12 protein-coding genes, 2 tRNA genes and 2 other RNA genes are annotated in these 20,104 nt (G+C 54.9%); all 16 read left to right on the forward strand.

The window, feature by feature from the left end; genetic code table 11:
- The first annotated feature begins 1 nt into the window (after nt 1).
- The 16 genes from BLQ24_RS00250 (at nt 2) to hisS (ending at nt 20,097) form a co-directional block, all read left to right on the forward strand.
- Nucleotides 2-760: a tRNA (adenine(22)-N(1))-methyltransferase gene (locus BLQ24_RS00250; RefSeq protein ID WP_090161356.1), complete on the forward strand. Its 759-nt coding sequence runs from the start codon at nt 2-4 to the stop codon at nt 758-760.
- Nucleotides 757-1,566, forward strand: a complete 810-nt coding sequence (locus BLQ24_RS00255) for a Nif3-like dinuclear metal center hexameric protein (protein WP_090161359.1) — start codon at nt 757-759, stop codon at nt 1,564-1,566. The genes BLQ24_RS00250 and BLQ24_RS00255 overlap by 4 nt, the downstream gene beginning before the upstream one ends.
- A 12-nt stretch (nt 1,567-1,578) precedes the next feature.
- Nucleotides 1,579-1,923: RNase P RNA component class A (gene rnpB / locus BLQ24_RS00260), an RNA gene on the forward strand.
- A 244-nt stretch (nt 1,924-2,167) separates the two neighbouring features.
- A complete protein-coding gene (locus tag BLQ24_RS00265; RefSeq protein ID WP_090161362.1) occupies nt 2,168-6,508 on the forward strand; it encodes a 2-hydroxyacyl-CoA dehydratase in 4,341 nt (1,446 codons plus the stop codon).
- 105 nt (nt 6,509-6,613) lie between these two features.
- A complete protein-coding gene (locus BLQ24_RS00270) occupies nt 6,614-7,345 on the forward strand; it encodes a YebC/PmpR family DNA-binding transcriptional regulator (RefSeq protein ID WP_090161366.1) in 732 nt (243 codons plus the stop codon).
- Between the two features lie 187 nt (nt 7,346-7,532).
- A non-coding RNA gene (ssrS, locus tag BLQ24_RS00275) (6S RNA) lies at nt 7,533-7,710 on the forward strand.
- A gap of 86 nt (nt 7,711-7,796) precedes the next feature.
- Complete coding sequence (gene polA / locus BLQ24_RS00280) at nt 7,797-10,481, forward strand: DNA polymerase I (RefSeq protein ID WP_090161369.1); 2,685 nt, start codon at nt 7,797-7,799, stop codon at nt 10,479-10,481.
- A gap of 33 nt (nt 10,482-10,514) precedes the next feature.
- On the forward strand, nt 10,515-11,129 hold the full coding sequence (coaE, locus tag BLQ24_RS00285; protein ID WP_090161373.1) for a dephospho-CoA kinase: 615 nt from the start codon (nt 10,515-10,517) through the stop codon (nt 11,127-11,129).
- 72 nt (nt 11,130-11,201) lie between these two features.
- Nucleotides 11,202-11,284, forward strand: a tRNA-Leu gene (locus BLQ24_RS00290).
- Between the two features lie 31 nt (nt 11,285-11,315).
- A tRNA-Leu gene (locus BLQ24_RS00295) sits at nt 11,316-11,399 on the forward strand.
- Between the two features lie 28 nt (nt 11,400-11,427).
- On the forward strand, nt 11,428-11,889 hold the full coding sequence (gene yajC / locus BLQ24_RS00300) for a preprotein translocase subunit YajC (RefSeq protein ID WP_242869532.1): 462 nt from the start codon (nt 11,428-11,430) through the stop codon (nt 11,887-11,889).
- A gap of 168 nt (nt 11,890-12,057) precedes the next feature.
- The gene (secD, locus tag BLQ24_RS00305) at nt 12,058-14,415 is read left to right on the forward strand and encodes a protein translocase subunit SecD (RefSeq protein WP_090161376.1); all 2,358 of its coding nucleotides are present in this window, start codon (nt 12,058-12,060) and stop codon (nt 14,413-14,415) included.
- A 116-nt stretch (nt 14,416-14,531) separates the two neighbouring features.
- Nucleotides 14,532-16,733, forward strand: a complete 2,202-nt coding sequence (locus BLQ24_RS00310) for a RelA/SpoT family protein (RefSeq protein ID WP_090161379.1) — start codon at nt 14,532-14,534, stop codon at nt 16,731-16,733.
- Nucleotides 16,734-16,751: 18 nt separating this feature from the next.
- The gene (locus tag BLQ24_RS00315; protein ID WP_090161382.1) at nt 16,752-17,375 is read left to right on the forward strand and encodes an MBL fold metallo-hydrolase; all 624 of its coding nucleotides are present in this window, start codon (nt 16,752-16,754) and stop codon (nt 17,373-17,375) included.
- Between the two features lie 72 nt (nt 17,376-17,447).
- Nucleotides 17,448-18,815, forward strand: coding sequence for a coproporphyrinogen dehydrogenase HemZ (hemZ, locus tag BLQ24_RS00320; protein WP_090161385.1), 1,368 nt, complete (start codon nt 17,448-17,450; stop codon nt 18,813-18,815).
- 16 nt (nt 18,816-18,831) lie between these two features.
- Complete coding sequence (gene hisS, locus BLQ24_RS00325) at nt 18,832-20,097, forward strand: histidine--tRNA ligase (RefSeq protein ID WP_090161388.1); 1,266 nt, start codon at nt 18,832-18,834, stop codon at nt 20,095-20,097.
- The last annotated feature ends 7 nt before the right edge of the window (nt 20,098-20,104 follow it).

Raw genomic sequence — 20,104 nt, forward strand, 5'->3', positions numbered from 1 at the left:
TATGAAACTGACAGACAGACTGCAGATGATTGCAGATGGCATCAGGGCAGGGGAAACCATGGCGGACATCGGAACCGACCATGGTTTTTTGCCGATTTTCCTGGCGGAATCGGGGATCTGCCCGCATGTGATTATGACAGACATCAGTGACGGTTCACTGACAAAGGCCGAAACGGATCTCCGATCGGCGCAGGGGGAAGGAAATGCAGAACTGGAGGGGAGGACAGAACTCCGTCTGGGAGACGGACTGTCCGTTCTGAAGCCGGGAGAAGTGGATGTGGTGGTAATCGCCGGCATGGGAGGTATTCTCATGACAGAAATACTGGGCGCAGATCCGGAGAAGACCGGGAGCTTCGGCCGGTTCATTCTGCAGCCGCGGAATAACCCGGGAAGGCTCCGAGCCTTCCTGCTGGACCGGGGCTTCCGGATTACCCGGGAACAGATCGTGCGGGAACATCGTTTTTTGTGTGAAATCATCACCGCCGTACCGCCGGGGGATGTCACGGAACCCGGGACCCGTGGGAAAGTGTACGGACTGGATCCCGTGCTGACCGCCGAGCTGGATTACCCGGATGCACTGCTTTCCGTCGGGGAATCCCTCGGGACGGAGTATCTTCGTCTCCGCCGGGAGAAACATGAACAGGTACTGGCCGCAATCCGGGAAAATGCCCGGATGTGTGCAGACCGGCAGGCTGAGCTGGAAGAAACCCGGATCCGACGGATCCGGGAATTGGAAGAAAGGCTGGTGAAAGAATCATGACGAACAGAGATGAAAAGAATCTGATGACGAAGAAGGATCTGGAAGGACTGATTGAGGGGATCTGTCCCTCCGGAATCCAGGAGGACTGGGACAACTGCGGGTGGCAGGTGAAGACGCCGTCCAATCCCGCGGACACTGTGCTGGTGGCATTGGAAGTGACCGGCGATGTGATTCTGGAAGCGGAGAAGGCCGGGGCGCATGTGATTCTGACTCATCATCCGCTGCTTTTCGGCGGCATGAAGAAGATCACGGAGGAGGACCCTGCCGGGGCCTTTGTGCTGGAACTGATCCGGAAGAATATCAGTGTGTACAGCTGCCACACTTCATTTGACAAACTGGCGGGCGGCAATAACGATTACCTGGGAGAAGTTCTGGGACTGAAAGAGGTGAGGCAGCCGGGAGAGGAGCCTTTCTTCAGAACCGGCCGCATTGAACCTGCCGTAACGCTGGGGGCGTTCCGCCGGAATGCAGCAGAAAAACTGGAGATCGACCCGTCCTTCATCCGTCTGTGCGGCAGTCCGGAACGGATGGTGACGAAGGCGGGATGGTGTACCGGGTCCGGCGCATCTTTTCTGGAAGAGGCGCTGGCGGAAGGCTGTGATCTGTTCATCACCGGTGATCTGAAATATCACGATGCGCAGTTCGCCCAGGCGAAGGGGATCGCAGTGATGGATGCCGGCCATTACGGAACGGAGAAGATTTTCGTGCCGAATATGGCCCGGAAGCTGGAAGATGCAGCGGCAGATGCCGGAAAAACGCTTCGGATCGTGAAATCAGCCGTTGATATCAACCCGTTTTCATGTTAGAATAACCACTCGTGGGCAGGCCAGACAGTCGCGTGGAGTGAAATCCATGAGGAAAGTCCGGGCTCCGCAGGGCGAGGATGCCGGATAACGTCCGGCGTAGGTAACTATAGGGAAAGTGCAACAGAAACACACCGCCGAAACGGATCATGCCGTGGCAAGGTTGAAATGGTGAGGTAAGAGCTCACCGGCGCTGTGGAGACACAGCGGCCGTGTAAACCCCATCCGGAGCAAGGTCGGAGGACGAGAAGGCGGCGGCCCGTCGCCGTCCGAGAGGTGGACCGCATGAACGCGCAGAGATGTTGCGTCTAGATAGATGACTGTCTAATACAGAACCCGGCTTACAGACCTGTCCCACATTTTCTGAATCAGGAAATCGAAAGAAAAGCTTCCGAAAGCGGATCCGCAGAGGGTCCGCAGCGGAAGTATTTTTTATGGAAACAGGAGATTTTCGCTTCCCTTTTTCTGACGCGTTCTTAACACGAAAGGGCGGCTTTTCGTGTTTTGACGAATCCGGGAATGTGTATATGGATTCATGTGTTAAGGAAAAAGTATACTTACTGAAGCAAAATAGCGGAACAAGTAACAGGAGTTATATTAGAGAATGAGATTAGGAATTGATATCGGATCGACAACCGTGAAGCTGGTACTGCTGGACGACAGCGGTGAGATGATCTACTCAAGATATGAACGTCATATGTCGGACGTTTTCAACAAGGTACAGGAACTGATAGAGGATCTGTACCGGGAAGTGGGAGATGTGCCGATTCAGCCGGTGATCACCGGGTCCGGCGGTCTGTCCTTTGCGAAGCTGGTGGGCATCCGGTTCGAACAGGAGGTCATTACCTGTTCGAAGGCGGTGGAAACGCTGATTCCCCAGACAGACTGTGTCATCGAGCTGGGGGGAGAGGATGCGAAAATCACGTTCTACGGCCAGACGATTGAACAGAGAATGAACGGATCCTGTGCAGGGGGCACCGGTGCGTTCATCGATCAGATGGGAATCCTGCTGAATACAGACGCCAACGGACTGAATGAGGCGGCGAAGGATTATAAGATCATTTATCCGATCGCAGCCCGGTGCGGTGTGTTCGCCAAGTCGGATATTCAGCCGCTGATTAATGACGGCGCCCGGGTGGAAGATCTGGCAGCGTCCATCTTCCAGGCGGTGGTGAATCAGACCATCAGCGGCCTGGCCTGCGGCCATCCGATCCGGGGCAATGTGGCGTTCCTGGGAGGCCCGCTGACATTCATGTCGGAGCTCAGAAAACGGTTCATCGACACACTGGAACTGTCTGAGGACGAAGTGATTTTCCCGGGCGAAAAGTCCAAGTTCTTCGTGGCGATCGGTGCTGCCATGCTGGCTGCCGGCGAGAAAACCTGTATGCTAACGGAGATTCTGGACCGCATCGCCCATGCGGATCAGGCCCTGCTTTCGGACACGCAGCACATGGAACCTCTGTTCCGGACGGAAGAGGAGTATGAGCGGTTTGTGGCTCGTCACAATAAGGATAAAGTGAAGCGGAAGGATATCCGGAAAGCGAGAGGGATGACCTTCCTGGGGATTGACGCCGGTTCCACCACAACGAAGGCGACGCTGATGGACAGCGACCGGTGTCTGCTGTTTGAAGAGTATCGCAGCAATGAGGGCAATCCGGCGGAAGTGGTGCGTCAGATTCTGATCGACCTGTACCAGAAGCTGCCGAAGGGGGCGTATATTGCCAATACCTGCGTCACAGGATACGGCGAAGGGCTGATCAAGGCCGGCTTCCGGGCGGACATGGGAGAGATTGAGACCATGGCCCACTATAAGGCGGCCGCTTACTTCCGTCCGGACGTGGATTTCATTCTGGACATCGGCGGACAGGATATGAAATGCATGAAGATCAAGGACGGGGCGATCTACAGCATCATGCTGAATGAAGCCTGCTCGGCGGGCTGCGGCTCTTTCCTGGAAACTTACGCCAAGTCCGTGAATCTGGATACCCGGGCGTTCGCCCAGGAAGCGCTGCACTCGGAGAGCCCGGTGGATCTGGGAACCCGCTGTACGGTGTTTATGAATTCCAAGGTGAAGCAGGCCCAGAAGGAAGGCGCCTCCATTGCGGATATTTCCGCAGGGCTGTCCTATTCCGTCATCCGGAATGCGCTGTACAAGGTAATCAAAATGCGGAATCCGGACGAGACCGGAGATCATATCGTTGTACAGGGAGGAACTTTCCTGAATGATGCGGTGCTCCGCAGCTTCGAACAGATTATCGGAAAGGACGTGATCCGGCCGGACATCGCCGGACTGATGGGTGCCTACGGCTGTGCCATTATCGCACAGGAAAACTATGTGGAAGGAACGAAGTCTTCCATCCTGAGCCGGGAAGAGCTGGATCATTTCCAGATGAAGCACAATAACGGAAGATGCCACGGCTGTGAGAATCAGTGCCTGCTGACCATCAATATGTTCAGCGACGGACAGCGTTTCATCACGGGAAACCGCTGCGAGAAAGGTGCCGGGAACACAGCGAAGAAGAACGAGCTGCCGAACCTGTACCAGTATAAGTTCCAACGTCTGTTTGGGTATCATCCGCTGGATGAAGTGAAGGCGGAGCGGGGAACTGTGGCTATTCCACGGGTTCTGAACATGTACGAGGACTACCCGTTCTGGTTCCGGTTCTTTACGAATCTGAAATTCAGGGTGGAGCTGTCCCCGGCTTCCACGAAGAAAATCTACGAGCTGGGCATCGAAACAATTTCTTCGGATACGGCATGCTATCCGGCGAAACTGGTACACGGCCATGTGCAGTGGCTGGTGAACCACGGATATCAGTTCATCTTCTATCCGAGCTTGAATTTCGAACGGAACGAAGATCCGAGTGCGCCGAATCATTTCAACTGCCCGATTGTGGCAACGTATCCGGAAGTAATCGCCAACAATCTGGACGATGTTTTCGCAGAACACAATGTCCGTTTCCTGCATCCGTTCCTGCCGTTTGACGACGATCAGGCTCTGGTGCGGGAACTGACCAGAACATTTGCGCCTTATCATATTCCGGAGGAGGAGATCCGGGGTGCAGTGGCTGCCGGCCGACGGGAAATGAAGCAGTATCATGATGATGTGCGGAAGCAGGGAGAGTATGCGCTGAAGTATGCAAAGGAGCATCACAAGAAGGCGATCGTCCTCTCCGGACGGCCGTATCATGTGGACCCGGAAATCAACCACGGCATGGACAAGATGATCAGTTCCTTTGATTTCGTCGTGCTGTCCGAGGATTCTGTGGCTCAGAAGGCGGAATTGGAAAGACCGCTCCGGGTTCTGGACCAGTGGGTCTACCATTCCCGGCTGTACAAGGCGGCTCAGTTCGTGAGCCGGCGGGATGATGTGGAACTGATCCAGCTGAATTCTTTCGGATGCGGCCTGGACGCCGTGACCACCGACCAGGTGGAAGAGATTCTGCGCCGGAACAACAAGCTGTACACAGTGCTGAAAATCGATGAGGTTTCCAACCTGGGCTCTGCGAAAATCCGTGTCCGTTCCCTGAAAGCGGCGGTGGAAGAGCGGGACAGAAACGGCATCCATGCGGAGAAGTGTGAGGAAAATTACGAACGGAAACTGTTCACGAAGGAAATGAAGGATACATATACAATTCTCATTCCTCAGATGTCTCCGATCCACTTCAACTATCTGAAGGAGGTCATCCGGAACGCCGGCTACCACGCCGAGCTGCTGCCGGAGGTGGATGTTCATTCTGTGGACGAAGGCTTGAAGTACATCAACAACGATGCCTGCTACCCGACCATTGTCACCCTGGGACAGATCATTTCTGCTCTGAAGTCCGGAAAGTATGATCTGAATCATACGGCGGTATTCATGTCCCAGACCGGGGGCGGATGCCGGGCCAGCAACTATGTGTCCCTGCTCCGGAAAGCGCTCAAGGATCTGGACATGGAACAGGTACCTGTTGTTTCTTTCAATTATGTAGGTCTGGAGAAGAATCCGGGATTCAAGATCACGGCGAAGATGGGATTCCAGCTGGCTGTGGGTGCCATCTACGGTGACCTGGCCATGCGGCTGCTGTATGCCACCCGCCCGTATGAGAAGAATCCGGGTGAGGCCCAGGCGGTGCTGGACAGTTGGTACGACCGGATTATCCGGAATACTTTGCACTTCAGTAAGAGAAAGTACCGGGAAAACATCCGGGGTATGGTGGAAGAATTCGACCGGATTCCGCTCCGGGATGTGAAGAAACCGAAGGTGGGCGTGGTCGGAGAAATTCTGGTGAAATATCACCCGAATGCCAACAACGACATCGTCGGCACCATCGAGAAGGAAGGCGGAGAAGCCGTGGTTCTGGATATGGTGGATTTCTTCCTGTACGGATTCTATAACAAGAAGTTCAATTACGAGCATCTGTCCGGCACGAAGAAAGAGAAGAATATCAACGTCATGCTGATCCGTGCCGTGGAATGGCTCCGGAAACCGATGCGGGAGGCACTGCGGGACAGTGTTCATTTCACTGAGCCGGCACACATCGAACAGACAGCGGAAGCGGCGTCAGAGGTGCTGTCCATCGGCAACCAGTGCGGTGAGGGCTGGCTGCTGACCGGTGAAATGGTTGAGCTGATCCATCATGACTGTGAAAACATCGTCTGCCTGCAGCCGTTCGGCTGTCTGCCGAACCACGTGGTGGGGAAGGGAATGCTGAAGCAGATCCGGAAGATGAATCCGAAGGCGAACATTGCTGCCATCGATTTCGACCCGGGCGCCAGCAGCGTCAACCAGCTGAACCGGATCAAGCTGATGATGAGTACTGCTCAGAAGAACCTGGCCGAGAGTATGCCGCCGGAAGAAGCGGAACGAAACACTGCTCTCCTGCGTCAGGAGAGAGAGGCCCGGGAGGCGGCGGAAGAAAGGGCGGCGGAAGCGGCTCTTCGTGTCCGGGCAGCAGGGGAATAATCAGAGAAAATCCTTGCAAATCACCTCTCTTGGCGTTATAATTAGCAAGTTGTATATGCACAATTAATCAATTTGAATCATATCTGAAGAAGGAAGGGTGTTTCCATGGGAAGACACGGTACAATTGCAGGAAGAAAGGCTGCTCAGGACTCTAAGAGAGCTGCTATGTTCACGAAGTATGCGAAGGCGATCATCGTAGCCGCGAAGGACGGCGGTGACCCGAATTACAATGCGAGCCTCCGTACAGCGATCGAAAAGGCGAAGAGCATCGGTATGCCGAATGCGAACATCGACCGTGCGATCAAGAAAGGTACCGGTGAACTGGAAGGAGCTTCTTATGAAGAGCTGACATTCGAAGGATACGGCGCCGGCGGCGTGGCGGTCATCGTTGAGTGCCTGACAGACAACACGAACCGGACGACTTCTGCGGTGAAATCCATGTTCGACAAGCACGGCGGAAATGTGGGCACGCCGGGATGTGTTTCCTATATGTTCTCCCGGAAGGGCGTCATCGTAATCGAGAAGACCGATGACATCGACGAGGACGAGCTGATGGAAACGGCACTGGAAGCCGGTGCGGATGACATGATCACACATGAAGACAGTTTCGAAATCCAGACAGATCCGTCTGCATATAACGACGTGGATGACGCGCTGAGAAAAGCCGGATACGAACTGGTGGAGTCGGAAGTGGAGCAGGTTCCGTCCATGGAAAGCACGCCGGACGAGAAGGATCAGCGGAAGTTGAAGAAGCTGCTGGATGCGCTGGAAGATAACGACGACGTCCAGAAAGTGCATACGAACTGTGCGGTGGACGTACAGGAGCTGGAAGACTAATCCGGACGATTACAGAGGGGCTGCCTGCCGGACGATTGATTTTCTTCGTTCGGCGGCGGCCCCGCTTTTTTTGTCCGCCCCGGATGAAAATCAGCCCTCTCGCCCCGGGGAGCAGGGGAATGACGGTGGAACCGCAATTCTTTTTTTGTCAATATTGTATTATCAGGAAACGTCATATATAATGATAACTGACCTGGAACATGCGTTAAGGGCTGTTAATTGAACCTACAGCTCATTAACGGGAACCCGAAGTTCTGCGAGGATTGTCATGCCGTCCCGGACGGAAGACGCGGTGCGCAGACAGGGTACCCACCTATCATCACGATAGGCGTCAATTAGGCTCTGACGGTGATTTCGGGCCATTTTTTCACGAAACGGGGAACCCGTCTGCCGGAAGGCGGGCGGGTTTTTTGAGTACAGGGATACGGATCCCGAAGCGGAAAGGATTTCTATGGAGAACCGGATCGTCATAATTGACGGAAACAGTCTGATCAACCGTGCGTACTATGCCATGCAGCGCCCGATGATTACGAAGGAGGGCATGTATACCCAGGGAATCTTCGGATTCCTGAATATGCTGCTGAAGATCTTCGATGATTATGATCCGGGATACATGGCGGTGGCATGGGACCGGAAGACGCCCACCTTCCGGCATGAAGCGTACGACGAGTACAAGGCGGGGCGGCGGAAAATGCCGGCGGAACTGGCCATGGAAATGCCGGTTATGAAGGAGATCCTGGGAGCCATGGGAATCAGGAATCTGGAAACAGACGGTTTCGAGGCGGATGATATCATCGGCACCGTTGCGAAGATGAGTGAGGCAGAGGGCCTGGAGCCGCTGATTATCACCGGGGACAAGGATGCGCTGCAGCTGACGTCCGATAGAACCCATGTACTGATCACCCGGAAGGGTATTTCGGAGTTCGATCTGTATGATCCGGAGAAGATGAAAGAGCGATATGAACTCACACCAGAGCAGTTCATTGATCTGAAGGGTCTCATGGGCGACCAGTCGGACAATCTGCCGGGGATTCCGGGGGTCGGTGAGAAGACGGGGATCAAGCTGCTGAAGCAGTTCGGCTCGGTGGAGAATCTGCTGGCCCATACAGATGAGATTTCCGGGGCGAAGCTGCGTCAAAAAGTGGAGGAAAACGCTCAGCTGGCTCTCATGAGCAGGAAACTGGCGGAAATCAGGACGAATGTACCGCTGGATGTATCGCCGGCGGATCTGAAAATCGGGGAGCCGGACAGCGGGAAGCTGATGGACCTGTTCACGAAACTGGAATTCAGCCGTTTCCTGAAGCGTTTCACGGAGATGGGAATGATCACCGGTGCCGGAGCGGAAGAAGAGGAAGAGGCGGAGGAATCCGCCTTCCTCCGTCACCTGATCCGAACGGACGAGGATCTGAAGTTGCTGGAGAAGCTGGAGCCGGGGACCGAGGTGGTTCTGAAGGTGTTCGGCAATCACGATCATGTGAATCCGCCCCTGGATCACGGTGCGGCCCTTCTGGCGGGGAAGGAATACTGGTATGTGTCCTTTGACGGTGCGCCGGAGCGGGAAGAGATGTTAATCCGGCTGTTCAACGAGAAGAACTTCCGGTTCACGGGCTCCGATCTGGTTTCGGATTATTATACGCTTCTGCGAAAGGGAATGGACCATCCGGTGACGGCCTTTGACACACAGGTGGCGGAATATGTGCTGGATCCGTCCCGGTCGGATTATTCTCCTTCGGTCCTCTCGGTCCAGTATCTTCATGCAGAGCTGCAGACGGAGGAGGCATTCCGGGAAGCATCCGGACAGACCGATCTCTTCGGCTCCTCGGATGAGGCATATGCCGATTACGGATTCGTCCTCTGCCGGGCGCTTTGCCGGATCCGGAAGAGACAGGAGAAAGCACTGGCGGAGGATCCGGGTCTTCAGAAACTGGCCGAAGAGATCGAATTTCCGCTGATCGCCGTGCTGGCTTCCATGAAAGCGGTGGGGATTCAGGCACAGTCTGATGTGCTGGAACGAATCGGAGAGGCACTCTCCGCCGAAGTGGACGGACTGGAAGAAGGAATTTACGAACTCTGCGGGGAAGTTTTCAACATCAATTCCCCGAAGCAGCTGGGGGATATTCTCTTCGAAAAGCTGGGACTGCCGGCCGGAAAGAAGACGAAGAGGGGATACAGCACCAGTGCGGATGTGCTGGAGAAACTCCGTCCGAAGTATCCGGTCGTCCGTCTGATTCTGCAGTACCGGACGCTGACGAAACTGCGGAGCACTTATGTGGAAGGACTGAGACCTCTGATCGGGCCGGACGGAAGAATTCGTGCCCATTTCCAGCAGACTGTGGCGGCAACGGGACGTCTGAGCTGCACAGAGCCGAATCTGCAGAATATCCCGGTTCGGCAGGCCCTGGGGCGGCAGCTCAGGAAGGCATTCGTCGCCGGAACAGGATATGAATTCATCGGTGCCGACTATTCCCAGATTGAGCTTCGGATCCTGGCCCATCTCTCAGGAGATGAGAATCTGATCGGCGCCTTCAATAACGGTGAGGATATTCACCGGACTACAGCGGCCAGGGTGTTCAACAAGGCGTATAACGAAGTTACTTCCGAAGACCGGAGCCGGGCGAAAGCGGTGAATTTCGGCGTGATTTACGGCATGAGCGGATTCGGACTGTCTGAAGAGATTCATGTGACCCGAAAGCAGGCGGAGCAGTACATTGACGACTATTTCGCCAAGCATCCGAAGGTGAAGGCGTTCATGGATGAAGCGATTCAGTCCTGCCGGGAGAAGGGATATGCTCGGACGCTGTTCGGGCGGCGGCGTTATATACGGGAAATTCAGTCCCCGAATTTCATGACCCGGAATCTGGGAGAAAGACTGGCGATGAACAGTCCGATCCAGGGGACGGCGGCGGATATTATCAAGATCGCGATGATCCGGGTGTATGAACGAATCCGCCGGGAGAATCTTTCCTCCCGCCTGGTGCTGCAGATTCACGACGAGCTGATCATTCAGACTGCCGAAGGAGAAGAAGAACAGGTGAAGACCCTGCTTCGGGAGTGCATGGAACAGGCGGCCGAAATGAAGGTGGCGCTTCTGGTGGATATGAATCAGGGAAAATCCTGGTACGAACTGAAGGATTAGGGACCAAGAACCAGAGAAGAAGGATCATAGAATATGGATGTAATCGGAATAACAGGAGGAATCGGCAGCGGGAAGTCCACGGTCTCGAATTATCTACGCAGCCTGGGGTATGAAATCATTGATGCTGACGGGATTTCCCGTCAGCTCACCGGAGCGGGGAGCCCGATTCTGAAGGAACTGGGGGCGGCCTTCGGCAGCGGGATTTTCACATCGGGGGGTGATCTGAACCGGAGGAAACTGGCAGAGATCGTTTTCCATGATCCGTCGAAGAACCGCCTGCTGCAGTCTATTGTCACTGTGAAGGTGAAGGAAATCGCCGGGGACAGGATCCGGGCTTTCCGGGAAGCGGGAGAGGCGTCTGTCCTGTTTCTGGATGTGCCGCTGCTGTATGAGACCGGATCGGAGGTAATGTGTGACCAGGTCTGGTATGTCACAGCGGAGCGGGAAATCCGCATCCGGCGGGTGATAAAACGGGACGGTGCGGACCGTGAGCAGGTGATTGCCCGGATGGAAAGCCAGATGCCGGAGGCGGAGAAGCGCCGGCGGGCAGACCGGGTGATCGATAATTCCGGAGATCTCCCGGGACTTCAGCGTCAGATTGATGCACTTCTGGAAGAACATCAGGGAAAGGGTTTGACAAACCGCTGAGGTCAGGGTATAGTGATAGTGTTGTTGCTGAGCACACAGTGTTTTGGCAGCGGATGCATGACATCCTGTCGTGCGGCTGTGGCGGAATTGGCAGACGCGTACGGTTGAGGGCCGTATGGGTAACCGTGCTGGTTCAAATCCAGTCAGCCGCACCATTTTTTTTATCCTTTTCAATCAGGTCATTCTGCCGGCGTGATGGAATTGGCAGACGTGCAGGATTCAAAATCCTGTGGTGGCAACACCGTATGGGTTCGACCCCCATCGCCGGCATTTTCATTTTCATTAGAGGAGGAAAGTAATGTTGAATCAGAGTATTCTGCTTGCGAAGGCACAGTCTAATGCGACGGGTGGTTTCATGTCCTTCGGCATTCTCATCGTTTTCATTGTCATCATGTACTTTTTCATGATCCGCCCGCAGCGGAAGAAGGACAAGGAAACCCAGGAGATGCGCAACGCGATCAAGGTGGGGGACGACATTATTACGATCGGCGGCATCGTCGGCAAGGTTGTGAAAGTCAGAGAGGAATCTCTGGTCATCGCTGTTGGCGCAGACAAGGTGAAGTTCGAAGTGATGAAGTGGTCCGTATCCACGGTTCTCGGCGCCGGAGAGAAGGCTTCTGAGAAGAAGAGTGCTGCTTCCAGAGAAGAGAAGGCGGAAGAGGAGAAGAACGGAAAGAAGAATTCCATCCGCATTCTGAAGAAGAAGGAAGACGAAGAAGCGCAGACACCGGAACAGCCGGCAGAGAAGGAAGAGAAATAGGCGAACGAGCAGGGGCGCCGCACCGGAAGGTGCGGCGTTCTTTTTGTCCCGGAGAGAACGGGTGAAATCCCCCGGAACACTTGAATGCCAACATCTTTCGTAGTATTATATACGGGTATGATTTTAAATAATTTATTGTTCGTTATTTCAGAAAATTGAAGGAGCATTATGAAGTCACAAGTTAGAAAAGTATTGAGTGTCGTCATTATTGCTGTCGTCATCCTCGGATGGTGCGCTTCGATCTTCGGCATGGGTCCTGTGAAGAAAATCAAGGACACACTGAATTATGGTCTGGACATCAACGGCGGTGTTTTCGTCGTTATGCAGGCGGATACGAAGGGGATGAGCCCTTCGAAGACGAAGACCGTCATGGAGCAGACACGGGAGGTTATCAACAAGCGTGTCAATGCCATGGGTATTTCCGAAGCGACGGTTTCCATCGAGGGAACCAACCGTCTCCGGATTGAGATGCCGGGTGTGAAAGACGCAGACACGGCGATCAAACGGATCGGCAAGACAGCGAAGCTGAAGTTCACTCTGGCGGACGGGACGGAAGTGTTGTCCGGAAGCGACGTGAAGAACGCCGCGGCAGCAGTGGACAGCCAGAACGGCGGCTACAAGATCACGATGAAATTTACTGGCGCCGGCCAGTCCAAGTTCGCGCAGGCAACCGAGAGAGCCGCATCCGGCAATGTAAATGCTACTGTGGAAGAGCGCGGGCAGAAGGTGGATCCGACGGCAATCGTTATCAAGCTGGATGACGACATCCTGACGGCCCCGACGGTCCGGGAGAAGATCGACAATGATTCCTGTGAGATCACGAGAAACGGTGGCTTCAGTGAAGAGGAAGCATCCCAGACGGCGGCTCTGATCCGGGGCGGCGCACTGCCGGTATCCCTGACGGAAGCACAGTCTTCTGTTGAGTCCGCATCCATCGGTGCGAATGCGCTGGACAAGTCCATTGTGGCAGGCGCCATCGGCCTCGGCCTGGTCTTCCTGCTGATGCTGTTCATGTATAATGTGCTGGGCCTCATCGCAGACGTGGCGCTGGCGCTGTACGTTCTGATTGTACTCTGGGTGATGGCCGGCATGGGTGCTGTTCTGACGCTGCCGGGTATCGCCGGTATCGTTCTCGGTATCGGTATGGCCGTGGACGCCAACGTCATTATTTTCTCCCGTATCAAGGAAGAAATCGGTCAGGGACGTTCGATCCGGGTGGCGGTGAGCACCGGATTCAAGCATGCGCTGACCACCGTGCTGGATTCTCAGATCACCACGCTGATTGCCACGATCGTGCTGTATCAGCTGGGCTCCACAACGGTTAAGGGATTCGCTGTCACGCTGATGATCAGTATCCTTGCATCTATTTTCACCGCCGTTGTCATTTCCCAGATCATGGTGGGAACGCTGGCGGAAAGCAAGTTCGCCCGGTACCGCTTCTTCGGATGCAACAACGACGGTACGCCGCGGAACTTCGTGAAGAAGCAGTTCCGCTTCATACAGCATCGGAAGATCTTCTACTGCGCCAGTGCAGCAGTGATCCTGTGCGGACTGGTCTTCCTCGGTGTACGGGGATTCAATTACGGCATTGACTTCACCGGCGGCACATCCATTGAGATGAATATGGGACAGAAGGTTTCCATCCCGAAGGTGGAGAAGACCATCAGCGAATTCAAGCTGGATCCTTCCATCGTGTATTCCGGTGAGGGACAGAAGAATGTCATCATCAAGACAACGAAAGGTCTGACAACACCGCAGCGGAAAGCGGTTACGGACAAGCTCCGCAGCGCCTACGGCCTGGGAGAGAAGTCCATCATTTCTTCCCAGGAATTCGGTGCAACTGTCGGAAAGGAGATCCGCAACAATGCGATCAAGTCGATTCTGATCGCTGCGTTCTTCATGCTGCTGTATATTATCTTCCGGTTCAAGACCTGGAAGTACGGTGTAGCGGCCATCGCCGGCATCGGTCATGACGTACTGGTGATGATCGCATTCTATGCGATTTTCGGTGTTACTGTGAACAACCCGTTCATCGCCGCAATCCTGACGATTGTCGGTTACTCCATCAACGACACCATCGTTATCTTCGACCGTGTCCGGGAGAATCGTCACATTATGAGAAATACGCCGGTGGGAGAAGTGCTGGATACAAGTATCAACCAGACGCTGAACCGTTCTATCATGACGTCCCTGACCACAGTGGTTTCGATCATTCCGCTGCTCGTCATGGTTTCCGGAACGCTGGCTCAGTTCGTTCTGCCGCTGATGGTGGGTGTGCTCTGCGGTACTTACTCATCCATCTTCCTCTGCTCGCCGCTGTACTATGAGTTCAACCGTTCTGCGGAGCGTTCCCGGTATCAGCAGCAGCAGAAGGCGAAGGAGCGCATCGAGGCGAAGAAGGCCCAGAAGAAAGCGCAGAAGCAGCTGGAGGAGAAGGCAGAAGAACAGAATGCTTCCAAGGGAGCACCGGTGAAGAATTCGGCGCCGAAGAAGAAACCGAGACATAAGAAGTCGAAGAAGAAGTAAGAAGCGGTGCGGTCCCTTTCGGTCCGTTTGCCCTAATAGAAATGAAATCGGACGCCCCGGCATTCGCCGGGGCATCCGCTCTAACTGTAAGAATCGGTTGTAACCGAGGAGTGCCGATGAAAACGAAAGCGAAATTTCTCGACGAAATCCTGCAATACAAGAATTACGACACCGAACTGATCGGCCGCGCATATGATCTGGCGAAGAGTCTGCATGCGGGGCAGCTCAGAAAGAGCGGGGAGCCGTACCTGATTCACCCGATCGCCGTGGCAGTCATCCTCGCCCAGCTGGGGATGGACGATGAGACACTGGTGGGCGGTCTTCTTCATGATGTGGTGGAAGACACGGCTTACACCAGAGAACAGCTGGTGGAAGATTTTGGCGAAGAAGTGGCGCTTCTCGTGGACGGTGTTACGAAACTGAGCGGACTGAAGTTCGACTCGAAAGAAGTGGCTCATGCGGAGAGCCTTCGGAAAATGTTCCTGGCTATGTCCAAGGACATCCGCGTTCTGATTATCAAGCTGGCGGACCGTCTGCACAACATGCGGACCATCGAATTCATGAAACCGGAAAAGGTTGTGGAGAAATCGAGAGAGACTCTGGAGATTTATGCCCCGCTGGCGGACCGTCTCGGTATCTATACCGTGAAGAATGAACTGGAGAACATTGCACTGAAATATCTTCATCCGGAAGCCTATGCGAAACTGGAGAGGGAAGTCAGTGCGAAGAAAGCAGAACGGGAACAGTTCATCGGAAAAGTCATGGATGACATCCGGTCCTCCCTGGATCTGCTGGATATGGATTACGAAATCACGGGCCGCTCCAAGCAGCTCTACAGTATATATAAGAAAATGATGAACCAGCACAAGCAGCTGGATGAGATCTTCGACCTGATCGCCGTCCGGGTGATCGTGAAGACTGTCCGGGACTGCTACGCTGTGCTGGGTCAGGTGCACACCATGTGGAAACCGATTCCGGGCCGGTTCAAGGACTATATCGCCATGCCGAAGCCGAATATGTACCAGTCACTGCACACCACTGTGCTGGGAGAAAACGGTGTTCCATTTGAAATACAGATCCGGACTTTCGAGATGCACCGGGTGGCGGAATACGGTATCGCTGCCCACTGGAAATATAAAACCGGAGACACCAGCGGAGGTGCGGACCGGGATGATATGAAACTGGCCTGGCTCCGTCAGACCCTGGAATGGCAGAAGGACCTGAAGGACCCGAACGAGTTCATGGAGACGCTGAAGATGGATCTCTTCTCCTCCAAGGTGTTTGTCTTCACTCCGAAGGGGGAAGTCATGGAGCTGCCGGCGGGATCCACGCCCCTGGACTTCGCTTTCAAGGTTCACACCGATGTGGGATGCAAGTGCATCGGTGCGAAGGTGAACGGAAAGATGGTCACCATCGACCATGAACTGAAGAGCGGTGATATCGTCGAGATCGTCACTTCCTCCAATTCCTCCGGACCGAGCATCGACTGGCTGAAGATCGTGAAAAGTCCCCAGGCCAGAACGAAGATCCGTCAGTTCCTGAAGCGTCAGAACAAAGGGGATGATGTGGCGAAGGGAAAGGATGCGCTGGACAAGTTCGTCCGCCGCCGGAACCTCGACCCTCAGCTGATTATCCGGAACAATTACCTGAACAAGGCGGTGAAGAAGCTCAATTTCATCGACCTGGATGATGCCTACAAGCAGATCTCCCAGGGCGGCACCATTCTGAGTAAATTTGCGAAACTCCTGTTTGATCAGTATGAGGACGATCAGAAGCAGGAACTCAGAAGAAAGCAGGAGAAGGAAGACGAGCTGCTGAAGAAGGCGAAGAACGTCAACCGGAACGGGAAGAAGCGCAGCAGCGGCGACGCCGGCATTACCGTGAAGGGCACGGACAACCTGATGATTCATGTGGCCCGGTGCTGCACGCCGGTGCCGGGGGATGACATTATCGGTTTTATTACAAAGGGCAGAGGGATTTCCGTTCACCGGACGGACTGCACCAATATTGTCTCCCTGCCGGAGTCCGAGCGGGCCCGGCTGATCCCGGTGGAGTGGGAAGAACCGGAGCCGGGGAAGGAATATGCCGCCGAATTCATGCTGATCAGCCATGACCGGCGGGGCCTTATGGCAGAAATTTCCCGGGCCTGTGATGAGATGGATGTCAACATCGAGGGATTGAACGGAAAGACTTCCAGCGACGGCATGCTGCGCCTGGAACTGACCCTGTCCATTACCGGCACCGATCAGATCGGGAAAATCACCCGGACCCTGCGGGAAATTCCGGGGGTAGAGAATTTCTACCGAACGAAGTCATAACAGGAGAGAATAAATCATATGGAATACAGGAAATTTCACACAGGCCCGCTGGCGGTGAACACTTACCTCGTGTACGACGAGACGAAGGAGGCGTTCATCGTGGATCCGGGCGGATTCTCTGAGAAACTCTGTGAGCTGGCCGAAGAGAAAGGCCTTCATGTGGGGTATATTCTGCTGACCCACGGCCACGGGGATCATATCGGGGGCATTGAAGCATTCCGGGAGCATTATCCGGATATTCAGGTGGTGGCCAACATCGTGGAGAAGGAATTCCTGATGAATCCCACGAAGAATTCTTCGGTGCTGATTAACGGGAAACCGATTACGGTGAAGTGTGACCGCTATGTGGAGGACGGGGAAACCATGCGGATCGGAAATATGGAGATCCGTTTCCTGCTGACCCCGGGGCATACGCCGGGGGGCCAGGCCATTGTGGTGGGAAATGTCTGTTTCCCGGGTGACACCCTGTTCCACGGCAGCATCGGCAGGACGGATTTTCCGGGAGGCAGTTACGAGGAGATTCTGAAGTCTCTTCATGATGTGCTGTTTCTTCTGCCAGAAGATACCGTGGTGGAGCCGGGGCATATGGACGGTACCACCATCGGCTTCGAGAAGAGGCACAATCCCTTCGCCCGGATGTAAGGCGGCGGATGCCGCAGCGGGTACCGTAAGAAGGCCGGAAGACACTGAAACAGAAAACGCAGAAGGCATACTATGAAAATCAAGATACATGATTATCCGAAAATACAACTGATGAAGGAGCTCATCGATGAATTCCTTCCGCCGGACCGGTATGAAGTGGTGGAGGACGACGGCGTCCGGAATGATGAGTGCCTTCATATCAACCTGCAGGGTTCCGACGACCGGGATGAGATCAAGCGGGAGATTTTCCGGGATCTCAGTGCGCTGACAGGGAAGCGGCCGGACTGGGGCATCCTGACCGGTGTCCGTCCGGTGAAACTGGCCGGAGAGCTGTACCATGAGATGGGCAGCATGGACCTGGTCCGGGCCCGTCTTCAGAAAGAATATTTTCTGACGGCGGAGAAGGCGGAATTGATCACATCCATGTACGAGTACCAGGAGAAGGTGTGCGGGGAGCCCCGGAAGAACGAGATCGGGATCTACATCGGCATTCCGTTCTGTCCGACCCGGTGTCTGTACTGTTCCTTCGCCTCCAACCAGGTTCCGGATGAGGAAGTGGCCCGGTATCTTCCGGCGCTGCTCCGGGAGATCCGGTTCTGCGGAGAGAAGATGAAGGAGCAGAATCTCCTGCCGGAATCTGTCTATATCGGCGGCGGCACACCGACTACTTTGAACGAACGGCAGCTGGATGAGCTTTTGTCCGCCTGCGAAGCGTCCTTCGACCCGGGCAGCCTGCGGGAATTCACCGTGGAAGCGGGGCGGCCGGACACGATTACCGGGGAGAAACTGGACGTGCTGAAACAGCACAACGTGAACCGGATCAGCATCAATCCCCAGTCCATGAAGCAGGAGACCCTGGACCGGATCGGCAGAAGCCACTCGCCGGAGGATATCGTCCGGGCCTTCAGCATGGCGAAGGAACGGGATTTCGACGTGATCAATGCGGATCTCATCACCGGCCTGCCGGGGGAACAGCCGGAGGACTTCCGGAAGACCCTGGAAACGGTGCTGGATCTGGGGGCGAACAATATCACCGTCCATACGCTGGCGGTGAAGAAGGCCTCCCGGCTGATCGGCATCGACCGGAGCTATCATTACCGGGTGGCGGACATTGTGGCGGAAATGCTGGCGGACAGCCGTCGGATGCTTGAAGATGCCGGTTTTTTGCCGTATTATCTTTACAGGCAGAAGCATATGGCCGGGTACTTCGAAAACACCGGATACTGCCGGGATGATCTGGCGAATCTGTACAATGTCCGGATTATGGACGAGCATCAGAGCATTCTGGCGCTGGGGGCGGGGGGTATTTCGAAGTTGTATTACCCGTCCATGAATAAGCTGGTGAGAGTCCCGAATGTGACAAATTACACACAGTACATCGATCGGATCGATGAGATGTGCCGGCGTAAGGACGAGGGATTTTTCATAGAACACGAATAAGGAAACAGGAGGCATCATGCTGACAGCAGCACCGAGAGGAACGAAGGATATACTGCCGGATCAAATTTATAAATGGCAGTTTGTAGAAAAGAAATTCAGAGCCATGTGCGAAAAGTACGGCTTCCGGGAGATCCGGACACCGATGTTCGAACACACGGAACTGTTCAACCGGGGCGTGGGCGATTCCACGGACATTGTGGAGAAGGAAATGTACACCTTCGATGACCGGGGACACCGGAGTCTGACGCTGAAACCGGAGGGGACTTCTCCGGCAGTCCGGGCGTTTGTGGAGAATAAGCTGTTCGCAGAAGTGCAGCCGGTGAAAATGTTCTATGAGACGCCGTGCTTCCGGTATGAGAAGCCGCAGGCGGGACGTCTGAGAGAATTCCATCAGTTCGGCATTGAGGTTTTCGGCACCCCGGACATGCTGTCCGATGCGGAGGTGATCTGTTTTGCCGGTGATTTTCTGCAGGAGATGGGTGTGAAGAATACCCGCCTGGAGATCAACAGTGTGGGCTGCCCGGAATGCAGGGCCCGTTACCGGAAGAAGCTGCAGGATTTCCTGCGGCCCCGTTTCGACGAACTGTCGGAGACGTCGAAAGACCGGTTCGACCGGAATCCGATGCGGATTCTGGACAGTAAGTCGGAAATCGACCAGCAGATTGCAGAAGGCGCACCGATGATGATTGACAACCTGTGCGACAGCTGCCGGACCGCTTTCGAGGATCTGAAGGCGAATCTGGACGCCATGGGGATGGAATACACTGTCAACCCGCTGATTGTCCGGGGGCTGGATTATTACACGAAGACGGCCTTCGAGTTTGTGTCCACGGGCATCGGCGCCCAGTCCACCGTGTGCGGCGGCGGCCGGTATGATCACCTGATTGAGGAAATCGGCGGGCCGGAGGTGCCGGGGGTCGGATTCGGTCTTGGCATCGAGCGTCTTCTGCTTCTGATGGAGGAGAATGGTTATGTGATCCCGGAGCCGGACCGGACGGACGTGTTCATCGCGTTTATGGGGGATCAGGCGAAGCGGGAAGGCCTGTCCATTCTGCACCGGCTGAGACAGGCCGGCGTGCGGGGGGAAATGGATACACTGGCCCGGAAGGTGAAGGGACAGTTCAAGTATGCGAACCGTCTTCATGCGAAGTACACCGTCATGATCGGCGATGAGGAAATCGAGAAGGGGATTGTCCAGCTGAAGGACATGGATGCCCATGCACAGCAGGAAGTCCGTCTGGAAGATCTGATCGACACCATCCGGGAGAATCTGGGCTGTTAGACATTTC

Origin of the sequence: Eubacterium pyruvativorans, assembly GCF_900102225.1 — a bacterium.
GTDB lineage: Bacteria > Bacillota > Clostridia > Peptostreptococcales > Anaerovoracaceae > Aminicella > Aminicella pyruvativorans.

Coding starts and splice junctions, on each gene's coding strand:
- BLQ24_RS00250 (WP_090161356.1), top strand. CDS start 2: ATGAAACTGACAGACAGACTGCAGATGATTGCAGATGGCATCAGGGCA.
- BLQ24_RS00255 (WP_090161359.1), top strand. CDS start 757: ATGACGAACAGAGATGAAAAGAATCTGATGACGAAGAAGGATCTGGAA.
- BLQ24_RS00265 (WP_090161362.1), top strand. CDS start 2,168: ATGAGATTAGGAATTGATATCGGATCGACAACCGTGAAGCTGGTACTG.
- BLQ24_RS00270 (WP_090161366.1), top strand. CDS start 6,614: ATGGGAAGACACGGTACAATTGCAGGAAGAAAGGCTGCTCAGGACTCT.
- polA (WP_090161369.1), top strand. CDS start 7,797: ATGGAGAACCGGATCGTCATAATTGACGGAAACAGTCTGATCAACCGT.
- coaE (WP_090161373.1), top strand. CDS start 10,515: ATGGATGTAATCGGAATAACAGGAGGAATCGGCAGCGGGAAGTCCACG.
- yajC (WP_242869532.1), top strand. CDS start 11,428: ATGTTGAATCAGAGTATTCTGCTTGCGAAGGCACAGTCTAATGCGACG.
- secD (WP_090161376.1), top strand. CDS start 12,058: ATGAAGTCACAAGTTAGAAAAGTATTGAGTGTCGTCATTATTGCTGTC.
- BLQ24_RS00310 (WP_090161379.1), top strand. CDS start 14,532: ATGAAAACGAAAGCGAAATTTCTCGACGAAATCCTGCAATACAAGAAT.
- BLQ24_RS00315 (WP_090161382.1), top strand. CDS start 16,752: ATGGAATACAGGAAATTTCACACAGGCCCGCTGGCGGTGAACACTTAC.
- hemZ (WP_090161385.1), top strand. CDS start 17,448: ATGAAAATCAAGATACATGATTATCCGAAAATACAACTGATGAAGGAG.
- hisS (WP_090161388.1), top strand. CDS start 18,832: ATGCTGACAGCAGCACCGAGAGGAACGAAGGATATACTGCCGGATCAA.